Source organism: Nocardiopsis gilva YIM 90087 (assembly GCF_002263495.1).
Lineage (GTDB): Bacteria > Actinomycetota > Actinomycetes > Streptosporangiales > Streptosporangiaceae > Nocardiopsis_C > Nocardiopsis_C gilva.
In genome coordinates, this window is sequence record NZ_CP022753.1 from 2,847,540 (window position 1) to 2,866,262 (window position 18,723).

The following is an 18,723-nucleotide window of genomic DNA, read 5'->3' on the forward strand; positions in this document are numbered from 1 at the left end:
GTCAGGGGAGTGTCGGCCCCGTGACTATCCCGGCTGTTCCCGCGGTGAGTGGCTGGTCCGGGGTGTCCAGCCATACCCGTTGACCCTGCGGGGCGATGGTAATGCCGAACCGCTCCGGATCGGGGCGCCCCATTTCCTTCCATTTGGCGTGCACGGCGTCGGCCTCCGCCGGGGTGGTGGCCTCGCCGTCGAGAGGCATGAACGGCGCGGACCCGGTGAACGTCCCGGCCGCGTGCCCGTCCTCGCCCACGTGCACGATGGCCAGCGGGGAATCGGGGTGGAACACCGGCGCCCATGGGGCCACGATGACCGCGCCAGGCGAGCACTGCTCCACCCACGCATACGGGATGTGGCGCACGGCCGCAGTGACGATCACCCGGTCATACGGGGCGCCGGGCGGGTACCCGTCGTTACCGTCGCCGGTCACCACCTCCACCTCGAACCCAGTCGCGTCCAGGGCGGCGCGGGCGGCATCGGCCACCCGGGGCGACCTCCACCGAGGTGACCGTGCCGGGGCCGGTGATGTGGGAGATAACGGCGGCGTTGTACCCGGTGCCGGTGCCGATCTCCAGCGCCCGCATATCCTCGTCGGGTTCGAGCGCGTCGAGCATGGCCGCCATGACGCCGGGCTTGCTGGAGGAGGACGTGGCGACGACTCCGCGGCCGGTTTCAGGGTTGCGCAGGTGCTGCGGGATGCGCGGGTCGAACTCCACGGCCGTCACGATGGGCTCGTCGGCGTCGACGCAGCGGCGCCACCGGTCGGGTTCGCGGTAGCGGTTGAGCGGTACGAGCCAGCCGGTTTCCTCGGTGGGGACCCAGATGTCGGCGGGGACGAATGGGGTGCGGTCGACGGCAGCGACCGCCTTCTGTCCGCGGGTCACTGCTCACCGGTCCCGGAGCAACCCCAGCACTGGACCCAGCGTCGGTTGCCGTCTTCGCTTGAGTACCAGCCTTTGTTTCCGTTGCAGACGCCGCACTTGACTTTCTTGCCGCGGGTGCCCATGGCCGCCTCCTACCGGTCGGGGTGTGTGGCGACGGTAGCCCGGCGATGGCTGTGCGTCATGGCAACGGCCAGATCCGGCCACGCACACGGTCAGTGCCGCGAGCATGTCCGCGTCACGCACGGTTTACCTCCACCCGGCCGGCGGGAACAGGTGATCCTCGCGCTCACTCACATCTCCACGCAAAGACACGGCGTCACGCGGCACGTGCGCGATCGCGATCACCGCGTAGTCGATGCTCCGGTCGCGCCCGTCGTCGAACACATCGTCCGGAACGTCGCGCATGGGCATCGTCACGTAGGTGGTGTGCAGCAGCCGCGCGGGCAGCCGGTCGGCGGGTTCGGGGAGCTGCAGGATGACGGAGCACGCACTGTTCACAACGTTAACTACGTTCTCAGGGGAGGCGTCACCCCTGAACCGTGCCGGAATCCAGTGTGTGCATGCACTCGTCGGGGTCAAGGTCGACGGTTGATGGTCCGGTTGGAAGCACGCCGCCCTTGTTGAACTCGTCCACGATTCCCACTCCTTCACGCGGTGCTGGCCAGAACCATACGTCGTCACCCATCATGCCTCTCCCCGCTTCGATTCTCCCGTTCCCGTTGGATGTCGTCGAGCGCGTCCGCCACGCTGGCCTCGTCCAGCGGCAGGTGCTCGCGCTGCGCGTAGGCCAGCACTTCCTTCAGCCGTGCAAGTTCGGCCTGCAAATCGTGTTCCCGCTTCCACGCCTTTTCCAGGTGAACCTCAAGTTCTCGCGCACGCTTCGCGAGGACCCCCACCCCCTCCGCACCCCGCGATTGGTAGATCCCCGCCTCGACCAGAACATCGTTCACCTTCTCCAGCTCCTGGAGAGCATTGGCGAAGGCCGCGCGCGCGTCGTCCTCGTCGGGGGCCAGCCCCTCGAACCAGGTGATGATCTGGGTTTTCTGCTCGTCCGTCAGCTCGATTCGTCCCACCCTGTCCTCCTCCGTGTGGCCTGCTTGTCATGGCCGCCCACAGTCCAGGCGGGCCTCACGTGACGGTCAGAGCGGCGACAAGGGGTGTGCCGCTCCAGCACGCCCACCTGACCGCGGTCTCCTGCCAGCAGTCCCCGGTTTTGAACGCGACCGGGCTGCGCCACATCCACCATCTCCTGCCGCGGTGACACAGCGGCCAGGCGAGCGGCACCCCCGCAGGTGTGAGCCAATCCCCGAGGACGTGCACCACCATCCCGGCGGCGACCAGCACCCCGAGGAGCGCCGGGTGCGGCTGTGCGAGCGCCATCACCACCCCGGCGCCAGCGGCCGACACCAGGGCGCGGGTGCCCCAGTCCAGGCGGCCCCGGGCCGGGGTGCACGCCTCGGCCCCGCAGATCGCCAGCGACAGCAACACCCACACCACGACCGCGGCACCAACCCAGTGCAGCGCGGCAACCCCGGCGGCCAGCCCGCACACCACCGCGGCGGGCAGGGTGTGGGTGAGGTGGCGGTGCGCACCGGTGCCGTCGCGGTACCCACCGTCGTCCCGGGGCGCGGGTCGCCCGCCAGGCCGCCGATGAGGCGGCGCGCACGCAGCGGGAGAGTACTGCGGTCACCGGGCCCGCCGACCGGGTCGCCGTCGAGGCCGGGTGGTCGATGTCGGGCAGCAACGCCGCGCCCGCACCCACCCCGGCCGCCGCAGCCAACTCCACGGGACCGGCGGCCCCGAGCCCGCCCGCCACCAGAACGCCCGCCAGGCTGCCCGTCGCGGAGTGCGTCGACCCCATCACCGGCCCCACCGCCCGGGGGTCAGGCCTTCAGCTCCAGAAGCGCCTCCACGCCCCGCTCCAGCACCTGCTCTTGGGTCAGCTCCACCTGGTCGGTCTCGGTGCGTTCGGCCACGACCTCCAGGCGCCCGCGACGGCGCACCACCGCACCGCGCGGCCCCGCGTACAGCAGAGACAACAGGCGGTACGCCTCGTCCGGGAGCATGGTCATCAGTCCTCGCAAGAGTCATGAGGGGGTCTCCAGTATCTCAAGAGGGAATCCCGGAGCGCCTTCGTGCGACGCTCCGGGACAGATCAGGACGACCGCTTCCAGTGCTTCACCCGGACACCCTTGGGCAGCACGCCCGCGGTGTCGCTGTCGCGTGTCGTTTGCCCGGACTCTTCACCGGGCGGCGTCGTGTCGGTCCCGGTGTCGCGCTGCGCCTCAGCGACAGGCAGCAGTCGCTTGCGGAGTCGCTGCCCGGTCTTGGCTGTCGCCCCGACACGACGCCCGATCTCCGCCCCCGACATGTCCGGCGACCCGACGAGCCACGCGACGACCTGCTTGTCGCGGTCGGCCATGTCGGTCAGCGACGCGACCGGACGCGACGGGCCCGCGCCGGGTTGCCGTGGTGTCGTGTCGCCCTCCTCCAGGAGTCGTGTCCCCTGCGACACGGGGGCGACATCGGCTGTGACCTGCGCAGTGTCGCCTGTCGCCTCCAGGGCGGGTGGCGTGTCGCCCTCGGACAGTGCTGGGGTGTCGCGTCCGGTGTCGAGCCTGTCGTGTCCGGAGCGAACCAGCAGCCGCGACATCAGCGACCGGGTGTCGCGCGCCCCGGTGGCCTGGCCGTTGCTGTCGCGTCGGGTGTCGGCGACATGGATCTGGGGTGTCGCGTCGGGTAGGGAGGCGACAGCGGCGACCTCCTCAGGCGTCATCGCGACACGCTGTCGGGTCAAGGCACGCGTCAGGTCGTAGGCGACATCGAGGTCGTGTCCGTTGTTCAGCATCCACCGGACATGCTCAGGTGTCGCCCGCCTCCAGGCGTCGCCGTACTGCTGTCGCAGCATCGCCTTGGCCATGGACCGGCGGCGCTCCATCTCCACAGCCGCCTCATAGGAGGTGATGTTCCAGCCCAGCATCAGCCGCGACACCCGGAACGCCGACGCGGGGCGGGCGATCCAGTGGCCCATGGGCACGCGGTCGGTGGTCTTGCCGGTGTCGATGAGCTTGGCCATGGAGCGGATCCAGATGGCCAGCCCTTCGGAGATGACGATGACGCCCAGGGGTGGTGCGGCGTGCCCGAACAGCGACCCGTCCTCGCCGTGGGAGACGTTCAAGTACAGGGTGAGGACGCTGAGCCCATAGGCAACCCACCGGTAGTAGGGGTGGCGCATCTTGCGCCACTCCGTCCACAGATCCAGCGCCAGGAACAGCACGATGAGCCCGTCCAGCACCAGCGGGAAGAGGATCCGCAGGTCGCCGCCGTTGATCGGGATCGCCGTGTCTTCCAGCCAGGTCGCCGAGTCGTGCAGCGCCGCCGCGCTCATCGCGAACGCGACGCTGACGAACACGAACGCGAGGCTGATGATGACCGCGATCGCGACACGGTCGCCCCGTTCCAACCCTCCGGCCGGATGGTCCCGGTCCTGCCAGTGGCGCAGCATGCGCCGCAGCATCCACTGGGCTACGGCGATCAGCACCAGGCACAGGGCCAGCACCAAAGCGACACGCACCAGCGGCCCCGTGATCCATTCGACGGCGGGGGCGGCGAGTCCGCGAAGGTCGGTGGTATTCATCGTTACAGCTCCAGACACATGGGGGGTTCGGGGTGTCAGCTAGGGGAAACCGGGGGTGCCGCACAGCCGCGTAACGGTGTCACAGCAGGTCAAAGCGTTTCGGTGGTGTGACGGCGTCACGCTGTGACGGTGCGCGTGACGGCGGCTGTCACGCGGGTGTCACGGCCATCGCCTCCTCAACATCGCGCCGGTACCAGCCCCGGGCCGGATCCCCGCGGTAGCGGATTGAGTGCGGCGGACCCGCCCCCGCAGCGAGCATCCGGCGGCGGAGGTCGTCCTCGTCGCCATCGGTCACCCGGGCGGCGAGCAGCTCGCGGGGCAGCCGATCGGTGTCCTCGGCGTCGAACACCTGCAGGGCATCGACGAGGATCGCAGCGACCACCCGCCCCCGCGCCTCGGCCGGGGCGAGGGCGGGGCGCTCCAGCACCGCAGTGCGCCCGCTGTCACGGGCGATATCGGCCGGGTCCGACCAGCCCAACGTGTCACCCACCGGGGCAGGCGCAGACGGCTCCGGCTGGCAGGAAGGCCCAGGCGCCGCGGACTTCTTCTCGAACGCCTCGCGCATCCGCACATACCGGTCGGCATACGCCGGACCGGCGGCGCGAGCCGCCCGCTCATCAAGCGTCGGCTGGCGCTGCGACACCGCCGGCGCCAACTCGTCGATGATGCGCCGCGGGGTCAGGTTGTAGCCGCCCATCGGGCGCGGCGCCGCCCCCGACTCCCGAATGAACCCCGACCCGACCCCGGCCAGATCGTCCATGGTGGCCTGGCCCCAGTCGAACAGGTAGGCCAGCTCGGCGTCCTTCTCGCACAGCATGCCGAGCTTGAACGCGCACTGGGCCTTGATGGCGGTGTCCAGGCTGGTCGAGGTGGCGCCCAGCGCGGAGAACACCACGTTGACCGCGCTGTCGCGGGCAATGTCGAGGGCCAGATTGAGTGTCTCGCGAAGGTCGCGCAGCAGCCGGTCGCGAATCGAGGGGGCAAGAATGGTCTTGCCCTCGTCGATGATGATGACGATCTCGGGCATGTCCTCATCGATGGGCAGCAGGGTGGTGTTAGCGGCGACCTTGCGGTCGTGCCCGCTCTCCTTGCGGTCCTTGGAGATCGCCACCGCGGCACGCGCCATGGCCAGCGCGTCCTCCACGGTGTTGACCGCCCAGTCGATCGCGGGCCGCTCGGTGCGCCCGTCCAGCCACGGCCTGAGCCAGTCCCTCGACAGGCCGCCGCCGGTCAGGTCGATGTGCCAGACCAGGGCGTCGGTGCAGCGGCCCACGGCGGCGGTGAGCACCCGCAGCAGGGTGGTCTTGCCCGACCCGCGGGTGCCGACGACCAGGCCGGCGTTCTCCCGCAGGTGGGGCCCGGCGATCTCGCCGTTGCGGTACTCGCCCAGGGCAGCCTGGTCCAGGATGGAGCGCGGCGAGTAGTCGGAGGGGTAGTCCAGTTCCTCACTCATCCGGTCGACGGTGGACACCTGCAGCACGGCGCTGCCCCGGTGGGGGCCCTTGAGGACCTCCACCCCGCACCCCTCGTCGAGGCGGGCGTCGGAGGCCAGCGCGTCGGCGTGGACGGCGAGGGTGTGCCGTGTGGCGCCGCCGGGCGGGAACAGCACGGTGAGGGTGTAGCCCGCGCCGCTGTCCCAGTGCCGCAGGCTGGTGATCTCGACCTGGATGCGGCACACCCGGGCGATGCGGGCCTGCCATTCGGCCTCCAGGCGGGCCTGGGAACGCAGCACCAGCCCGCCCTCACCGTCCGGGGTGCGGGGGCGGCGTCGCATGTACAGGTCAAGGTGGGCGCTGACCTGCGCCCCGGCCGCCAGGGTGCCCAGCCCGGCCAGAGACAACGGGTCGCCGGTGATGTCGCCCGCGCCGAGCCCGGCGACAAAGCGGGCGAGCCAGTCCTCAGGGCCGGCCCACACCCAGGCGAGCCACCCGCCCAGCCCGGTCCACCGGCCCAGATGGATCACGACCCGGTCGGGGTGGGCCCCCTGATCGTCTCCGGCGGCACGCAGCACCGAGCACAGCCCGCCGATAGCGGCGGCCCCGAAGCCAAGGAGCGGCGACCAGGAGAAGTAGTCGCCGCACGCGCCGATGGCGCCGACGACGAGGGTGGACTGCACGCCCACCCCCCACGGCGGCAAACGCCCCGGCGGCGGCTTCTTCCGGCTCATGTCACACGTTCCACTTCGACTCGTCGCCGCGGGGCGCGTCACGCCGGGCCAGATCGGTCTCGTGGTCCCGGCTGAGCCCGGGGTGGATGTCCTCGGCCACGGGGATGGTCTTCGAGACCGCCTCGTAGAGGTCCTCGATGCGGCGCAGCGAGTCCGGGGAGAGGGGGAAGCGCGCCATCTCGAGGCGCTGGGCGTAGGCGCGGATGGAAAGGGCGAAGTCGCGCACCGTGTCGGGCCACTGCTGGGACTCGTCGACCACCTGGTAGGCGTCGAGCGGTTCGTAGCGGGCCGCGGCGGCGTTCATCTCGGATGCCATCTGGGCGTGGGGCAGTCCTGCCATGGTGGTGCTCCTCGTGGGTGTGGTTGTGGAAGCGGGGGTTTCGGTGGAGGTCCCGGGGGCGGGTGCCTCGTCGGCGCTCGTCGTCTCGTCCGCCGGGTCCTCAGGGGAGTGGGTGGTCTCGGTGTCGGCGCCGGGGCTGTGGGTGTGGGGGTCCACGCGGTCCAGTGCGGCGTCGCAGCGGGCGTAGAAGCCGTCGCGACGGCGCCCGGCCCACGCCCACAGGGACGCCAGCAGCGCCCCGAGGGCGGCGAACATTCCGTTGACAACGGGCCGGTGGTCGGCGTGGTCGGCCAGCGCCTGCTTCGCGGCGCGGCGGCGGGCACGGAACCCACTCTCGCCGGAGGCTGCCTTCCAGGCGGTGGAGGCGCGGTTGCCGGTTTTCCGGTCGGCCCACCCGCCCAGGCGGCGGGCGCCCTTGCCTGCTGTGCGGCGGGCGGCCGCAGCGGTGCGCCCGAGCCGTCCGGTGGGGGGTGTGGTGGTGCCGCGGGCTCCGCCCCACCGCGACCCGCCCGTGGCGTCCATCCGCTCTCCCTTCGGCGGGGTCGAGGCACGGCCGCCTCCATGACCGGGGCGGCTGCTGCGACGGCCCGAGAACAGCCCCGACCGTGGGGTGGGGGAGGGGCCGCCGTCCCCGGGCGGGGTGGAGTGCTTGCGCCCAAAGCGCCGACCGGCGCCCTTCGGGGACGTGCCGCCCGAGGTGGGGCCACCGGAGCCGCCCGGGGTACTGCCGGAGCGCTTGGGGCCGAACAGCCCGCCGCGAGAATCCGACCCGCCACCAGAGCCGGGGGATGTCCCGCCTCCAGCGCGCCGCCCGCTGCTCCCGCCCGGCCGGAACCCGGTGGCGCCGCCCCGCGGCGTCCCCGCGGCCGACCCACCGCCCCGGCCGCCCGAGGCATTGCGGTGACCGGGAGATGCGGCACCCGAACCGGACCCGCTCCGCCCCGGTGACAGCGACGGCCCCGACCGGAACCCCGCTGCGGTTCCCACCCGGCCGTGCGATCCGCCCTTACCGGAGAACCCTCCGGAGGACCCAGACGGGCGGCTCCCGAGGCCGGTCATTCGCCCCAGACCGCTGACAGGACCCGACGAACGCCGCTCCGTGCGCATGGTGGCCGAGCGTCCCTCGCCCCGACGGCGGCGCCACCGGTGATCGGCGTAAGCCGCGCCACCCGCCACCGCGACGGCGGCCGGGACCGCCGCCGCCCACGGCCCGAACGCGCTCGCGAGCCAAACGGTGCCGATCGTGGTCGCTGAGGCGCCGCCGAGCAGCAGCTGGCTGGCGGGCACCTTTCCGGGGGGCTGCTCGTCGGAGGTGTCGTCCTTCTTCGTGTCGTCGCCCGGGTCCGCTGGGGGAGCGGTGGGCGGAGCAGGTTCAGGTGCGGGGGCGGGCTCCGGCGGCCGGTCCTCTGCGGGCTGTGTGGTGTCCTCGCTCACCACTCCTCCTCCCATCGGTCGATGTCCTTCCGCGCCTGGTCCGGTTCCGGTTCGCCGTGCAGCTCCCGGTCCAGATCGCCGTGCTTCCCGGCCAGGCCGAGAGCGCATACCCCGGCGATGGCGCCGGAGGCGTGCACGATGAACCACGGGGTGGCGGCATGGTCGTAGGCGGTCCATGCGGCGGCGGCGATGTAGGCGACCAGGGCCAGGTAGCGCATGAGGGGGCTCCCCGAGGGGTGGGCAGCGTCGGGCTGCGAGTGTCACCATGAGACGGCCCTCCTCACACGCAGTGCTGGGGGTTGGCGGCCCGCCCTGTCCCGGCATAGACCTGGGCGGGCCGCGCGTGTCACTCCTCGTATTGGTCGTAGGTGGCCACGAGCACTTCCAGGGGATCGACGGCCTCACTGGGCATGTCGTGCCAGTACACGGCGCCCAGCAGGATGTAGGCCAGGCTGGGGGCCAGCCGCTCCGCGCTGGCGATCCTCGCCAGCGCCTGCCCAACCCGCTCCAGCTCCGGACGGGAGGCGACGTGCGCGACCAGCGCCTCGGTGTCGCGGCTCTCAGCCAGGGCGAGCCCCCGCCATACCCACGCCCCGTCGGTGTGCCACGCCTGCACCTGGGCCACCCAGTCCGGGTCGTACCAGGGGGTTCCGGCATCGAGGTCGGGGGCGTGCAGGGCACACCCAGCATCGGCGTCGGCGAGCTGGGTGTAGGCGGCCACACGGGCGCGCAGGTCGTCCTCGGCCCCGCTCAGGCGGCGCAGCGCACGCATTGCGAGGACGGCGGTCTCGTTGTGCTCCCAGTACGGCTTTCGACTGGGCGTGGCGGTGGTGGTCACTGGGTCGATCCCTTCCTGTCATCGTCGTCCTCGCGGATCTGACGGACCAGATCGTCGTCAGACCGCCGCTTCGGGGTGCGTTGGAGTTTGTCGGCGATCGCGTCGACGAGATCCTGGTCGGTTCGGTCGATCATCGGGGCTCTCCCTGCTTCTTCTCGTCCTCGGCCTGGGCTCGGGCAGCTGCCTCGGCCTGCTTGCGGCTGGCTTCGGCGGCGTCCTCAGCGGCCTTCTTCAGCCGCTCGTCCCAGCCAGTGCTCATCACCGGGCTCCTATCGGGTGGACCGGGTGGGGATGCAGTCGTGCGTGAGGAAGTCCATGGGGTGCTCGAACGTCCTGCCGCAGCCTTTGCACGTCACGTTGTCTCCTTGGGGTAGAGGTACGGACCGTCCTGGTCCCCACGGCGCCCGCACTCGTCGGGCGCCGCAGGCGCCAGGCGGGATCAGCCCCGCCAGTGCGTCGCGGGCGGCGTCGCATAGACACGCTCGACGGCGGCCAGGTCCACCGGGTCCACCCGGATGACGCCAAGGGCGGCCAGGTGACGCACCCACACCGCCTCCAGGCCGGGCCGCTCGATGATCTCCTCGTCACTGAGCCGTCCGTGGGCGTGCATGATGGTGCGCTGCGCCAGCACCTCCACCTGGTCGGGCGTGTACCAGTCGGCGCCGCGGGTTTCCTCGGGGTCGGGGGCCAGCTCGCCGGTCACGTGCGCCCGGTAGATCCGCCAGTGGTGGCCCGGCGGGTCCGCAGGCGGCGACGAGCACAGGTTGGGCAGGTGGACGTCCAGCTTCAAGTCGAGATCCACGACCTCCAGGCCCACCTCCTCAGCCACCTCGGCGATCGCCGCCTGCTCATAGGACGCGCCCAGGACAAGGGCGCCGGTCCGGTCGCGCACGGCGTGCTCGTCCAGCACATGCCCGGCCACCGGGGCGATACCGACTGGGTGCCACGCCCGGGTGACCATCAGGTAGCGGCCGTGGTCGTCAGCGATCAGGACGCCGACGCTGGTTCCGCAGCAGCGGTCTCGGGACATCTCATCTCCTCATAGGGGCGGGTCGTGTTCGGTCAGAGGTTGAGGGTGATGACGCCGGTCCCGACCAGCACGCCGACGACCAGCAGGATCGGGGCGCCGACAATGCCGAACAGGTTGATCAGGTCCATGTACCAGGGGTCGCGATACACAGCGGGTCCTCCAAAGGGTTGTTCGTGTGGTCCCCGCGCGCACCCGATCCCGGGTGCGCACAGGCATCACACGGGCAGCCCGCCATTGGTCCGGCGCTGCTCCTCGCGCTCCTTCACCCGCCGGGCAACCTCCTCCCTGGCCTTCTGATCCGCGACCTCGTGCTTCCGCTTCACCTCCCGGGCCTCCTCATAGGTCAACCCGAACCGCTCCTGCATCACCCGCTGCGTCGCACGCGGGTCATAGGCCACCTCGACGCCACCCTCGTATTCGTGGCCGTACACAGTCACTGACCCGCCGTACTTGATGTCGGGCAGCTCGAACGCCTCCAACGGAAGGGCGGCGAGCATGACGGCGTGATGCTGGTGCCGCTCACCGCCAGCGTTGACGTAGGCCCTCTCCGCCATGGCGCGGGTCGCGGCGATGCTCACGGCGCGGGCCTTGCGCTCGGCGAGCACCTGCTCGTGGGGGGTGGGGCGCAGGCTGTCGCGGATCTCCCGCAGCACCTCGGTCACAGCGCTGATCACGGTTCCTCCTCGGGGGTGGGGGTGGACCGCTGCGGTCCCTGACCCGCCCCCGCAGGGGCGGGCGGAGGCACCTCAGCGGTCGCCACCGAGCAGGTTCGGCTCCAGCGACCAAAACAGCACGGTCGGCTCCCCGGCACCATCAGGGAGTTCGCGCCGGACCACCTCAACGACATGGGTGTACACCTGGGCGCGCGTTGTCCCGGCAGGGACGGTCAGCGTCCCCGACTGGGTATGGACCGCCGCCGCGCTGCCGACGGGAGCCTGGAGCGTCATGACGTAGTGGTAGGAGGAGCCGCTCATCGCCGCGCCTCCTCGGTCTCAGCGCGGAGACGGGAAACCATCTCGGGGGAGGCGGGGCGGCGCGCCACCAGAACGGCGGCGGCGAGAAGAAGCACGGCCGCAGCAGCGAGCGCGACCGGAGGAAGGCCAACAAGGGCCTGGAAGATGTCAGCGGGCAATGTGCCCGGGAAGTGTGGTACCAGCGATAGCATTTTCACAGCTCAGCTCCTGTATCGGCAGGTTGCTGTGCTAGCCCTCGGAGCGGTGGGGTCACACCGCTTCGGGGGCGCTTCGCTGTTAGGTCGGCGTGGGAACAGAATGGGTATCGATCATGTCCCGAGGGGGCTTATCGCGGCCCTTCCGGTCCACCCATGTCCACCTATCGACGCAGGTCGGCGCGTTTTACCAGGTCATCTGGAATATATGCACCTATCTGGGGGTCAAGGGGTCGTGGGTTCAAATCCCGCCGTCCCGACAGAGAGCGGGTGTTCACGCAGGTGAGCGCCCGCTTCGTCGTCCGCAGGGCAGACACCGCACAGGCGCGATGCACATTTGATGCACATGAGTCCTGCGAAAGTTGACGTCTGCCGCAGCGAGCAGTGAACGACCGTTGTCTGGATCCGCATGCCGTCGCGAGGTTTGTCGGTCAGGTTTTCGTTTCCAACGTGGGTGGGTCGTGGTCATACGGATGGAACCGGTCGGTCGTCTAGTGCGGACCCTGCGTCACGTGCTTGGGGTCGGCGTGGCCGTTTCGTACCGCGGGCGGCCGGTGGGCAGGTAGACCTGGTTCAGAAACGTCGCGGTCTCGTTGTCGGACAGCGGCATGGCCCATCCGCCGCGCTCGAATCCGCCGCTGCGGTCCTCGTCTGGCCCGCCGAGTCCCTGCATCACGCCGTCGACGGTGACCCACGTGGTGATAGTGAGCTTCATGATCGTGGTTCTTTTTGAACCGCCTTCCGTGCCCATGGAGGTCACCCTGATATGAAAAGTTTGAGGCGTGATTCTGCCGGAACCTGCATTTGTGTCCGGCTTATCCGCTTCGAGTGGTGCAGGGTGATGCGTGTCTGTAGCGTTGGTCTGCCCCTCGGGCGAAGGAGCGCATGTGCGCAGGAGAGACGTCGCCTCCGAGGGCGCGCGATGTCCAATTGATACACGTGAGGGCGGTATGAGCTGGGAATCGCCGGTAAACATAGCGCCGCCCTGGTCGTGCGTTGCTCGGTGAGCCCGCAGCGCCCGGATGGTGCCTTCTGGGCTCTCCAGACAGCACCGAGTCCCGGTCCAGAGGTCTCGTTGACCTGCCCACGTGGCGTGCCAGCGTGGACTCACGACTACTTTTGACTTATTCAAGAAAACGCGGCAGACTTCCTTACATGCCAACGCCCACGAACTTCGAGCGCATGCTGCGCGAGGTCGGGCTGCGGGTGACGGGTCCGCGCGTAGCGGTGCTGTCCGCCGTACACGACAATCCGCACGCCGACACGGAGTCGGTCATCGGCGTCGTGCGTGACAGGCTCGGTGCGGTGTCTCACCAGGCTGTCTACGACGTGCTCAAGGCGCTGACCAGCACGGGTCTGGTACGTCGGATCCAGCCGCTGGGCTCCGTGGCCCGTTACGAGACGCGGGTCGGGGACAACCACCACCACGTCGTGTGCCGGTCGTGCGACGCTATCGCCGACATCGACTGCGCCGTCGGCCACGCACCGTGCCTGACCGCGTCCGATGACCACGGCTTCTCGATCGACGAGGCCGAGGTCATCTATTGGGGCTTGTGTCCCGACTGTGCCAACAAACGTAGTTCCTGAATCACACAGTTCCTCCCTGCCCGGAAGGATGGCCATGTCTGAAAGCCACGACCCCGCCGCGAAGGCCGAGAGCGGCGGCTGTCCGGTCGCGCACGGTGGCGCCCCGCACCCCACCCAGGGTGACGCCAACCGCGGCTGGTGGCCGAACCGGCTCAACCTGAAGATCCTCGCCAAGAACCCCGCCGTGGCCGACCCCATGGGCGAGAAGTTCGACTACGCCGAAGAGTTCAAGACCCTCGACCTCGCCGCCGTGAAGCGGGACATCTCCGAGGTGCTGACCACCTCGCAGGACTGGTGGCCGGCCGACTTCGGCCACTACGGCCCGCTGATGATCCGGATGGCCTGGCACAGTGCGGGGACCTACCGCGTCAGCGACGGCCGCGGCGGCGGTGGCGCCGGCCAGCAGCGGTTCGCGCCGCTCAACAGCTGGCCGGACAACGGCAACCTCGACAAGGCGCGCCGACTGCTGTGGCCGGTCAAGCAGAAGTACGGCCGCAAGATCTCGTGGGCCGACCTGATGATCCTCGCCGGCAACGTGGCGCTGGAGTCGATGGGCCTCAAGACCTTCGGCTTCGCCGGCGGCCGTGAGGACGTCTGGGAGCCCGACGAGGACGTCTACTGGGGCCCGGAGACCGGGTGGCTCGACGATGAGCGCTACAGCGGCGACCGGGATCTGGAGAAGCCGCTGGCCGCGGTGCAGATGGGCCTCATCTACGTCAACCCGGAGGGCCCGAACGGCAACCCGGACCCGCTGGCTGCCGCCCGCGACATCCGCGAGACCTTCGGCCGGATGGCGATGAACGACGAGGAGACCGTCGCGCTGATCGCCGGCGGTCACACCTTCGGCAAGACCCACGGTGCGGCTCCCGACAGCCACCTCGGCGCCGAGCCCGAGGGCGCCCCGCTCGAGGCCCAGGGCCTGGGCTGGCAGAACAGCCACGGCACCGGCAAGGGCGGCGACGCCATCACCAGTGGCCTGGAGGTCACCTGGACCACCACGCCGACGCAGTGGAGCAACGGCTTCTTCCAGAACCTGTTCGGCTACGAGTGGGAGCTGACCAAGAGCCCGGCGGGCGCGCACCAGTGGAAGCCGAAGGACGGTGCGGGTGAGGGCACCGTCCCCGACGCCCACGACCCGTCGAAGAAGCACGCTCCGACCATGCTGACCACGGACCTGGCGCTCCGGTTCGACCCGGTCTACGAGCCGATCTCGCGGCGTTTCATGGAGAACCCCGAGGAGTTCGCGGACGCCTTCGCCCGCGCGTGGTTCAAGCTGACCCACCGCGACATGGGCCCGATCGTGCGCTACCTCGGCTCGGAGGTGCCGTCCGAGGAGCTGCTGTGGCAGGACCCGATCCCCACGCCCGACTACGAGCTCATCGGCGCTGAGGAGATCGCGAGCCTGAAGGCCAAGATCCTCGACTCCGACCTGACCGTCGCGCAGCTGGTCTCCACCGCGTGGGCGGCGGCCTCGTCGTTCCGCGGCAGCGACAAGCGCGGCGGCGCCAACGGCGGCCGTATCCGCCTTGAGCCGCAGAGCACCTGGGAGGTTAACGAGCCCGAGAAGCTCGCGCCCGTGCTGCGCACGCTTGAGGGCATCCAGGAGTCCTTCAACGCCGCCCAGACCGGCGGCAAGCAGGTCTCCTTCGCCGACCTGGTGGTCCTCGCCGGCTGCGTGGGCGTCGAGCAGGCCGCCAAGGCCGCCGGCTACGACATCGAGGTCCCCTTCACTCCGGGCCGCGGCGACGCCACCCAGGAGCAGACCGACGTGGAGTCCTTCTCCCACCTGGAGCCGAGCGCGGACGGGTTCCGCAACTACCTCGGCAAGGGGCACCGCCTCCCGACGGAGTACCTCCTCATCGACAAGGCGAACCTGCTCACCCTGAGCGCGCCGGAGATGACGGTCCTCGTCGGCGGTCTGCGGGTCCTGGGCGCGAACTTCGAGGACTCGGACCTGGGCGTTCTCACCAAGACGCCCGGGACGCTGACGAACGACTTCTTCGTGAACCTGCTCGACCTGGGCAGCACGTGGAAGCCGACCGACGAGACCTCCGAGACCTTCGAGTGCCGCAGCGACGCCACGGGCGAGCTGCTGTGGACCGGCAGCCGCGCCGACCTCGTCTTCGGGTCGAACTCCGAGCTGCGTGCGGTCGCGGAGGTCTACGCGGCCGACGACGCGAAGGAGAAGTTCGTGAAGGACTTCGTCGCGGCGTGGGACAAGGTCATGAACCTCGACCGGTTCGACCTCGCCTGATCCTGCCCGCTGGGCTTCTCGGCCCGCGCGCATAAGCCGGCTCGGCCCTCGCGGCCGGGCCGGCTTTCGTCTGTTTCCAGGGCCCTTCCGCGTGCCCGCCCGCGGCGGCGGCAGGGCCTACACGGGTTTGTCGAGGACGAGTGCCGTATAGGACACGGAGGAGGCCACGGCGTGGTGGGCGCGGGCCACGTCGGCGAGGTGCCGCCATTCCTCGAGGGTCAAGTCGCCGAGGCCGGGTCGGCGCGCACGCAGCGCCGCCCGACCGAGTGGGGTCGCCGCGATGCGGCCGAGGAGAGCGGCGGCTTGGCCCCAGGGGCGGGTGACGGTGTTCGACCAGTCCAGGACCTTGTGCACGGTGAATCCGGCCCGCCGCGCCAGCCGCGGGTAGCGCGTGCGGGGCTCGAATTCGTCGAACTGCCAGGTATCGCGCACCAGGCGTGCGGGATCGACCCGGTCGATCCGATGCGGATCCTCGCCGCGCCAGGTGATGTCGACCAAGACCAGGCGGCCGCCCGGCCGCAGCAGGCGGAAGCCCTCCATCAGGAACGCGCTGCGGCCGGGCGGGCCGAAGTGGAAGGCCGCTTCCAGGCAGTGGATGCGGTCGAAGGAGGCATCGCCGAGGTCGATGCCCTCGACGCGCGCCGGTGGGGCCCTGACGTCGGCGACGGCGAAGCCGAGTCGGGCGCCCTGGCCGAAGCGCTGCCGCGCCTGGCTGATCTGCGCGGGCAGTACATCGAGGCCGACGGCCGTGCACCCTGATCCGGCGAGCGCGGCCGCGGCGTAGCCGCGCCCGCAGCAGGCGTCGAGGACGCGCTGACCGCGCCGGTGGCGCAGCAGAGCGAGCGAGTCGCGGGCCAGGCGCCGCTGGAGGGCGTCGAGGCGGCCGCCGACGAGCCACGGCAGGGTGAGAGGAGTGAGCCGCCCCAGGCTGACCAGGTCGCCCCAGCCGAACTCCTCCAGGAACCGCAGCGTCGGGTTGCCTCGGGAGTAGGCGTCGTGCGGGGGCGCGGGTGACAGGGTGGCTCCTTCGCGGTGGTGTGGTGTTCCCGGGCCAGTCCTCTCCGGCTGCCTACCGCATGACGGCGCCGATGACGTTGGCCCTGTTCCCTTGCATGATTCCCGCGGACAACGCGGAGACACGCCATCGGCACGGCGGGCGACCGCTGCTACGGCGGTCGTCGGTGCGGGGCCGTTCCCACCGGCAGGCGGCACCCGCGCCTCGATGGCCTACGTCCCGCCACAGCGCGCGTTCCGTCTGCGTGCCGACGATGGACGCCATGCCCGTGCCGCCGCTAGCGCCAGGCCGACGGCGAGCACGACCAGGCCGATCGTTCCCGCGTTCAGGCCGACGCCGTAGCTGAACACATAGGCCAGCATCCCTGCCGCCAGGCAGTAGTAGGCCATGGGGAACACGGTCTTCCGGATGAGGGCGCCCTCCTTGTCGATGAGGCCCACGGTGGCGCAGGCCGCGACGACGTTGTGGACGGTGATCATGTTGCCCGCTGCTCCGCCAACCGCCTGGGCGGCGACGACCACCTGTGTCGGGGCTCCGATCTGCTCGGCCGTGGAGAACTGGAAGAGGGAGAACATCAGGTTGCTGACGGTGTTGCTGCCGGCCGCGAAGGCGCCGAGCGCGCCGATCCAGGGGGCGAAGAGCGGCCAGGACTGTCCGGCGAGGGCCGATGCTCCGGCCGCCAGCGTCAGGGGCATGCTGTCCAGGCCTGAGGCGTTGAATTCGGCGCCCGAGTTGATGAAGACGCGCACCATCGGGACGGCTGCCAGGAGCGCGATGGCGGCGATGCCGAGTTGGCGGCTGGCGACGGTCCACGACTGGGCGATCTCCGGCCGCTTCATGCGGTGGAGGGCGTAGGTCAGCACGATCACGGTCAGGAACACGAAGCCGGGGGACCACAGCGGGCTGAAGTCCGCTGAGATGTCGGTACCGAAGATCCCGCTCCACTCGATCTTCACCGCCTGAAGCGGGTCGGCCAGGGCCAGGCGGGTCAGCAGGAGCAGCACCGCGACCAGGACGTAGGGAGTCCACGCGCGGGCCACGCCCATGTCGCCGTCGCCGACGTCCCGCGTGTCCGGGACGATGCGGCCCATCCAGTCGGGCCGCCACTGCCCGCGCGGCGGGAAGTCCCAGGGGTCGGACGGGATCAGGAATCCTCGCCGGGCCGCGAACACCACGATCACCAGCCCGATGAGCCCACCGAAGAGGGCGGGGAACTCCGGCCCCAGCAGCCAGGCGGTGAGGAGGTAGGGCACCGTCATGGCGAGCGCCGCGAACAGCGCGAACGGGGCGACCCGCAGGCCGTCCGCCGCGCTGCGTCGCTCGCCGAAGAAGAGCGTGAGCATGCAGACCAGGAACAGGGGGACCAGGGTGCCGATGATGGCGTGCATGACCGCCACCTGGAACGTGACCGGGCCGCTGACGTAGGCGTCCAGTCCGAGCCCGGCGGCTTCAAGGCTCTGTTCGACCTCCGCCGATCCCGAGAGTCCACCGTGGACGCCGACGAGGAGCGGGGTTCCGACCGCGCCGAAGCTGACCGGCGTGCTCTGGATGATGAGTCCGGCCATCACGGCGGCCATCGCGGGGAATCCGAGCGCGAGCAGGAGGGGAGCGGCCACGGCCGCGGGCGTGCCGAATCCGGAGGCACCCTCGATGAAGCTGCCGAACAGCCAGGCGACGATGATGACCTGGACTCGTCTGTCGGGGGTGATGCGGGTGAATGCCGCGCGGATCGAGCGCAGGGCACCGCTGGCGTTCAAGGTCGCGAGGAGGAGCAGTGCTCCGAAGACGATGTAGAGCAGTCCGAGGGCGATGACGAACCCCTGGACGGTCGATGCGGCGATCTCCCGCCACCCCACCCGCCACACTATGACGGCGAGGGCGACCGCCACGGCGTAGCCGATGGGCATCGCGTACTTGGCCGGCCAGCGCAGGCCGACGAGGAGCACGCCGATCGCGACGATGGGAAGAATGGCCAGCAGGCTGAGGACGGCCGGGTTCAGGGTCCCCATTGTGCTCCTCCCCGGCCGCGGTGTCCGACGGCCTCTCCAGCATCTCCGGAATCAGGCTCGTCCCGCTTCGCCCTTTCCCCAGATATGTGACATGACGCCGTTGGCGCAAGAGTTCTTATCGTTCTTCGACAGGCGGCATCGCCTATTGTCCGGTGATCATTGAAAGAAATATTTCATGACCAGCAGAAACGGCAATTGGAGTCGGGCGGTGGGGCGTTCGCTTTGTTCGCCAGGTTGCTTCTGGCGCGCGCCCGGGTGGTCTCAGGTGTCCCGCCGCTGTGCTCAGCCGCCGTAGGTCCGTCCGGCGCTGAGGGGAGGTAGTTCGGGGCGAGGGGGAGTTCCACTGTCCGTGGAGAAGCGGGG

General features: G+C 70.3%; 21 protein-coding genes and 1 pseudogene. 2 read left to right on the plus strand and 20 right to left on the minus strand.

The window, feature by feature from the left end:
• Window position 1: 1 nt before the first annotated feature.
• The 18 genes and pseudogenes from CDO52_RS13100 to CDO52_RS28700 all read right to left on the minus strand — a co-directional run bounded on the left by CDO52_RS13100 (window position 2) and on the right by CDO52_RS28700 (window position 12,210).
• A complete protein-coding gene (locus CDO52_RS13100; protein ID WP_269769185.1) occupies window positions 2-481 on the minus strand; it encodes a protein-L-isoaspartate O-methyltransferase family protein in 480 nt (159 codons plus the stop codon).
• The gene (locus CDO52_RS29095; RefSeq protein ID WP_269769186.1) at window positions 411-881 is read right to left on the minus strand and encodes a methyltransferase domain-containing protein; all 471 of its coding nucleotides are present in this window, start codon (window positions 879-881) and stop codon (window positions 411-413) included. The genes CDO52_RS13100 and CDO52_RS29095 overlap by 71 nt, the downstream gene beginning before the upstream one ends.
• 246 nt (window positions 882-1,127) lie before the next feature.
• Entirely contained in the window at window positions 1,128-1,379 is a 252-nt protein-coding gene (locus CDO52_RS13105; RefSeq protein WP_017616787.1) for a hypothetical protein, read from the minus strand.
• Between the two features lie 179 nt (window positions 1,380-1,558).
• Complete coding sequence (locus CDO52_RS13110; protein ID WP_017616785.1) at window positions 1,559-1,954, minus strand: hypothetical protein; 396 nt, start codon at window positions 1,952-1,954, stop codon at window positions 1,559-1,561.
• Window positions 1,955-2,009: 55 nt separating this feature from the next.
• On the minus strand, window positions 2,010-2,435 hold the full coding sequence (locus tag CDO52_RS29240; RefSeq protein ID WP_332459817.1) for a metal-dependent hydrolase: 426 nt from the start codon (window positions 2,433-2,435) through the stop codon (window positions 2,010-2,012).
• A 103-nt stretch (window positions 2,436-2,538) separates the two neighbouring features.
• A pseudogene (locus tag CDO52_RS29460) lies at window positions 2,539-2,742 on the minus strand (metal-dependent hydrolase); the annotation flags it as partial.
• A gap of 22 nt (window positions 2,743-2,764) precedes the next feature.
• The gene (locus CDO52_RS13120) at window positions 2,765-2,953 is read right to left on the minus strand and encodes a hypothetical protein (RefSeq protein WP_017616783.1); all 189 of its coding nucleotides are present in this window, start codon (window positions 2,951-2,953) and stop codon (window positions 2,765-2,767) included.
• 83 nt (window positions 2,954-3,036) lie between these two features.
• Complete coding sequence (locus CDO52_RS13125) at window positions 3,037-4,518, minus strand: DUF2637 domain-containing protein (RefSeq protein ID WP_017616782.1); 1,482 nt, start codon at window positions 4,516-4,518, stop codon at window positions 3,037-3,039.
• Between the two features lie 148 nt (window positions 4,519-4,666).
• Window positions 4,667-6,685 carry an AAA family ATPase gene (locus tag CDO52_RS13130; RefSeq protein WP_152471471.1) on the minus strand — a complete coding sequence of 673 codons (2,019 nt, stop codon included), beginning with the start codon at window positions 6,683-6,685 and terminating at the stop codon, window positions 4,667-4,669.
• A gap of 1 nt (window position 6,686) precedes the next feature.
• Window positions 6,687-8,459 (minus strand): hypothetical protein, encoded by a 1,773-nt coding sequence (locus tag CDO52_RS27435; protein WP_152471470.1) that lies wholly within the window; start codon window positions 8,457-8,459, stop codon window positions 6,687-6,689.
• Window positions 8,456-8,677, minus strand: a complete 222-nt coding sequence (locus CDO52_RS13140; RefSeq protein WP_017616779.1) for a hypothetical protein — start codon at window positions 8,675-8,677, stop codon at window positions 8,456-8,458. Before CDO52_RS13140 ends, CDO52_RS27435 begins: the two co-directional genes overlap by 4 nt.
• Before the next feature lie 128 nt (window positions 8,678-8,805).
• Complete coding sequence (locus CDO52_RS13145; RefSeq protein WP_017616778.1) at window positions 8,806-9,297, minus strand: hypothetical protein; 492 nt, start codon at window positions 9,295-9,297, stop codon at window positions 8,806-8,808.
• The gene (locus tag CDO52_RS27440) at window positions 9,294-9,431 is read right to left on the minus strand and encodes a hypothetical protein (protein WP_017616777.1); all 138 of its coding nucleotides are present in this window, start codon (window positions 9,429-9,431) and stop codon (window positions 9,294-9,296) included. The genes CDO52_RS13145 and CDO52_RS27440 overlap by 4 nt, the downstream gene beginning before the upstream one ends.
• Window positions 9,428-9,556: a hypothetical protein gene (locus CDO52_RS29100; RefSeq protein ID WP_017616776.1), complete on the minus strand. Its 129-nt coding sequence runs from the start codon at window positions 9,554-9,556 to the stop codon at window positions 9,428-9,430. Before CDO52_RS29100 ends, CDO52_RS27440 begins: the two co-directional genes overlap by 4 nt.
• A 180-nt stretch (window positions 9,557-9,736) precedes the next feature.
• On the minus strand, window positions 9,737-10,327 hold the full coding sequence (locus CDO52_RS13150) for an NUDIX hydrolase (RefSeq protein ID WP_017616775.1): 591 nt from the start codon (window positions 10,325-10,327) through the stop codon (window positions 9,737-9,739).
• Between the two features lie 215 nt (window positions 10,328-10,542).
• Window positions 10,543-11,001: a hypothetical protein gene (locus CDO52_RS13155; RefSeq protein ID WP_017616773.1), complete on the minus strand. Its 459-nt coding sequence runs from the start codon at window positions 10,999-11,001 to the stop codon at window positions 10,543-10,545.
• 72 nt (window positions 11,002-11,073) lie between these two features.
• Window positions 11,074-11,301 (minus strand): hypothetical protein, encoded by a 228-nt coding sequence (locus CDO52_RS13160; protein WP_017616772.1) that lies wholly within the window; start codon window positions 11,299-11,301, stop codon window positions 11,074-11,076.
• 702 nt (window positions 11,302-12,003) lie between these two features.
• Window positions 12,004-12,210, minus strand: a complete 207-nt coding sequence (locus CDO52_RS28700; RefSeq protein ID WP_017616770.1) for a hypothetical protein — start codon at window positions 12,208-12,210, stop codon at window positions 12,004-12,006.
• Between the two features lie 440 nt (window positions 12,211-12,650).
• On the opposite strand from CDO52_RS28700, the gene CDO52_RS13175 reads away from it, so the two are divergent.
• Both CDO52_RS13175 and katG read left to right on the plus strand, forming a co-directional pair.
• A complete protein-coding gene (locus tag CDO52_RS13175; protein WP_026125428.1) occupies window positions 12,651-13,082 on the plus strand; it encodes a Fur family transcriptional regulator in 432 nt (143 codons plus the stop codon).
• 34 nt (window positions 13,083-13,116) lie between these two features.
• Complete coding sequence (gene katG / locus CDO52_RS13180) at window positions 13,117-15,336, plus strand: catalase/peroxidase HPI (protein ID WP_094932408.1); 2,220 nt, start codon at window positions 13,117-13,119, stop codon at window positions 15,334-15,336.
• Between the two features lie 117 nt (window positions 15,337-15,453).
• On the opposite strand, the gene CDO52_RS13185 is transcribed toward katG, so the two are convergent.
• On the minus strand, window positions 15,454-16,476 hold the full coding sequence (locus CDO52_RS13185) for a class I SAM-dependent methyltransferase (protein WP_157745560.1): 1,023 nt from the start codon (window positions 16,474-16,476) through the stop codon (window positions 15,454-15,456).
• 87 nt (window positions 16,477-16,563) lie between these two features.
• A complete protein-coding gene (locus CDO52_RS13190) occupies window positions 16,564-18,360 on the minus strand; it encodes an L-lactate permease (RefSeq protein WP_017616766.1) in 1,797 nt (598 codons plus the stop codon).
• Window positions 18,361-18,723: the final 363 nt, after the last annotated feature.

Bases quoted from the DNA above. Each gene is read 5' to 3' on its own strand.
- CDO52_RS13120 (WP_017616783.1), bottom strand. From the start codon at position 2,953: ATGACCATGCTCCCGGACGAGGCGTACCGCCTGTTGTCTCTGCTGTAC.
- CDO52_RS13125 (WP_017616782.1), bottom strand. From the start codon at position 4,518: ATGAATACCACCGACCTTCGCGGACTCGCCGCCCCCGCCGTCGAATGG.
- CDO52_RS13130 (WP_152471471.1), bottom strand. From the start codon at position 6,685: ATGAGCCGGAAGAAGCCGCCGCCGGGGCGTTTGCCGCCGTGGGGGGTG.
- CDO52_RS13140 (WP_017616779.1), bottom strand. From the start codon at position 8,677: ATGCGCTACCTGGCCCTGGTCGCCTACATCGCCGCCGCCGCATGGACC.
- CDO52_RS27440 (WP_017616777.1), bottom strand. From the start codon at position 9,431: ATGATCGACCGAACCGACCAGGATCTCGTCGACGCGATCGCCGACAAA.
- CDO52_RS29100 (WP_017616776.1), bottom strand. From the start codon at position 9,556: ATGAGCACTGGCTGGGACGAGCGGCTGAAGAAGGCCGCTGAGGACGCC.
- CDO52_RS13150 (WP_017616775.1), bottom strand. From the start codon at position 10,327: ATGTCCCGAGACCGCTGCTGCGGAACCAGCGTCGGCGTCCTGATCGCT.
- CDO52_RS13160 (WP_017616772.1), bottom strand. From the start codon at position 11,301: ATGAGCGGCTCCTCCTACCACTACGTCATGACGCTCCAGGCTCCCGTC.
- CDO52_RS28700 (WP_017616770.1), bottom strand. From the start codon at position 12,210: ATGAAGCTCACTATCACCACGTGGGTCACCGTCGACGGCGTGATGCAG.
- CDO52_RS13175 (WP_026125428.1), top strand. From the start codon at position 12,651: ATGCCAACGCCCACGAACTTCGAGCGCATGCTGCGCGAGGTCGGGCTG.
- katG (WP_094932408.1), top strand. From the start codon at position 13,117: ATGTCTGAAAGCCACGACCCCGCCGCGAAGGCCGAGAGCGGCGGCTGT.
- CDO52_RS13190 (WP_017616766.1), bottom strand. From the start codon at position 18,360: ATGGGGACCCTGAACCCGGCCGTCCTCAGCCTGCTGGCCATTCTTCCC.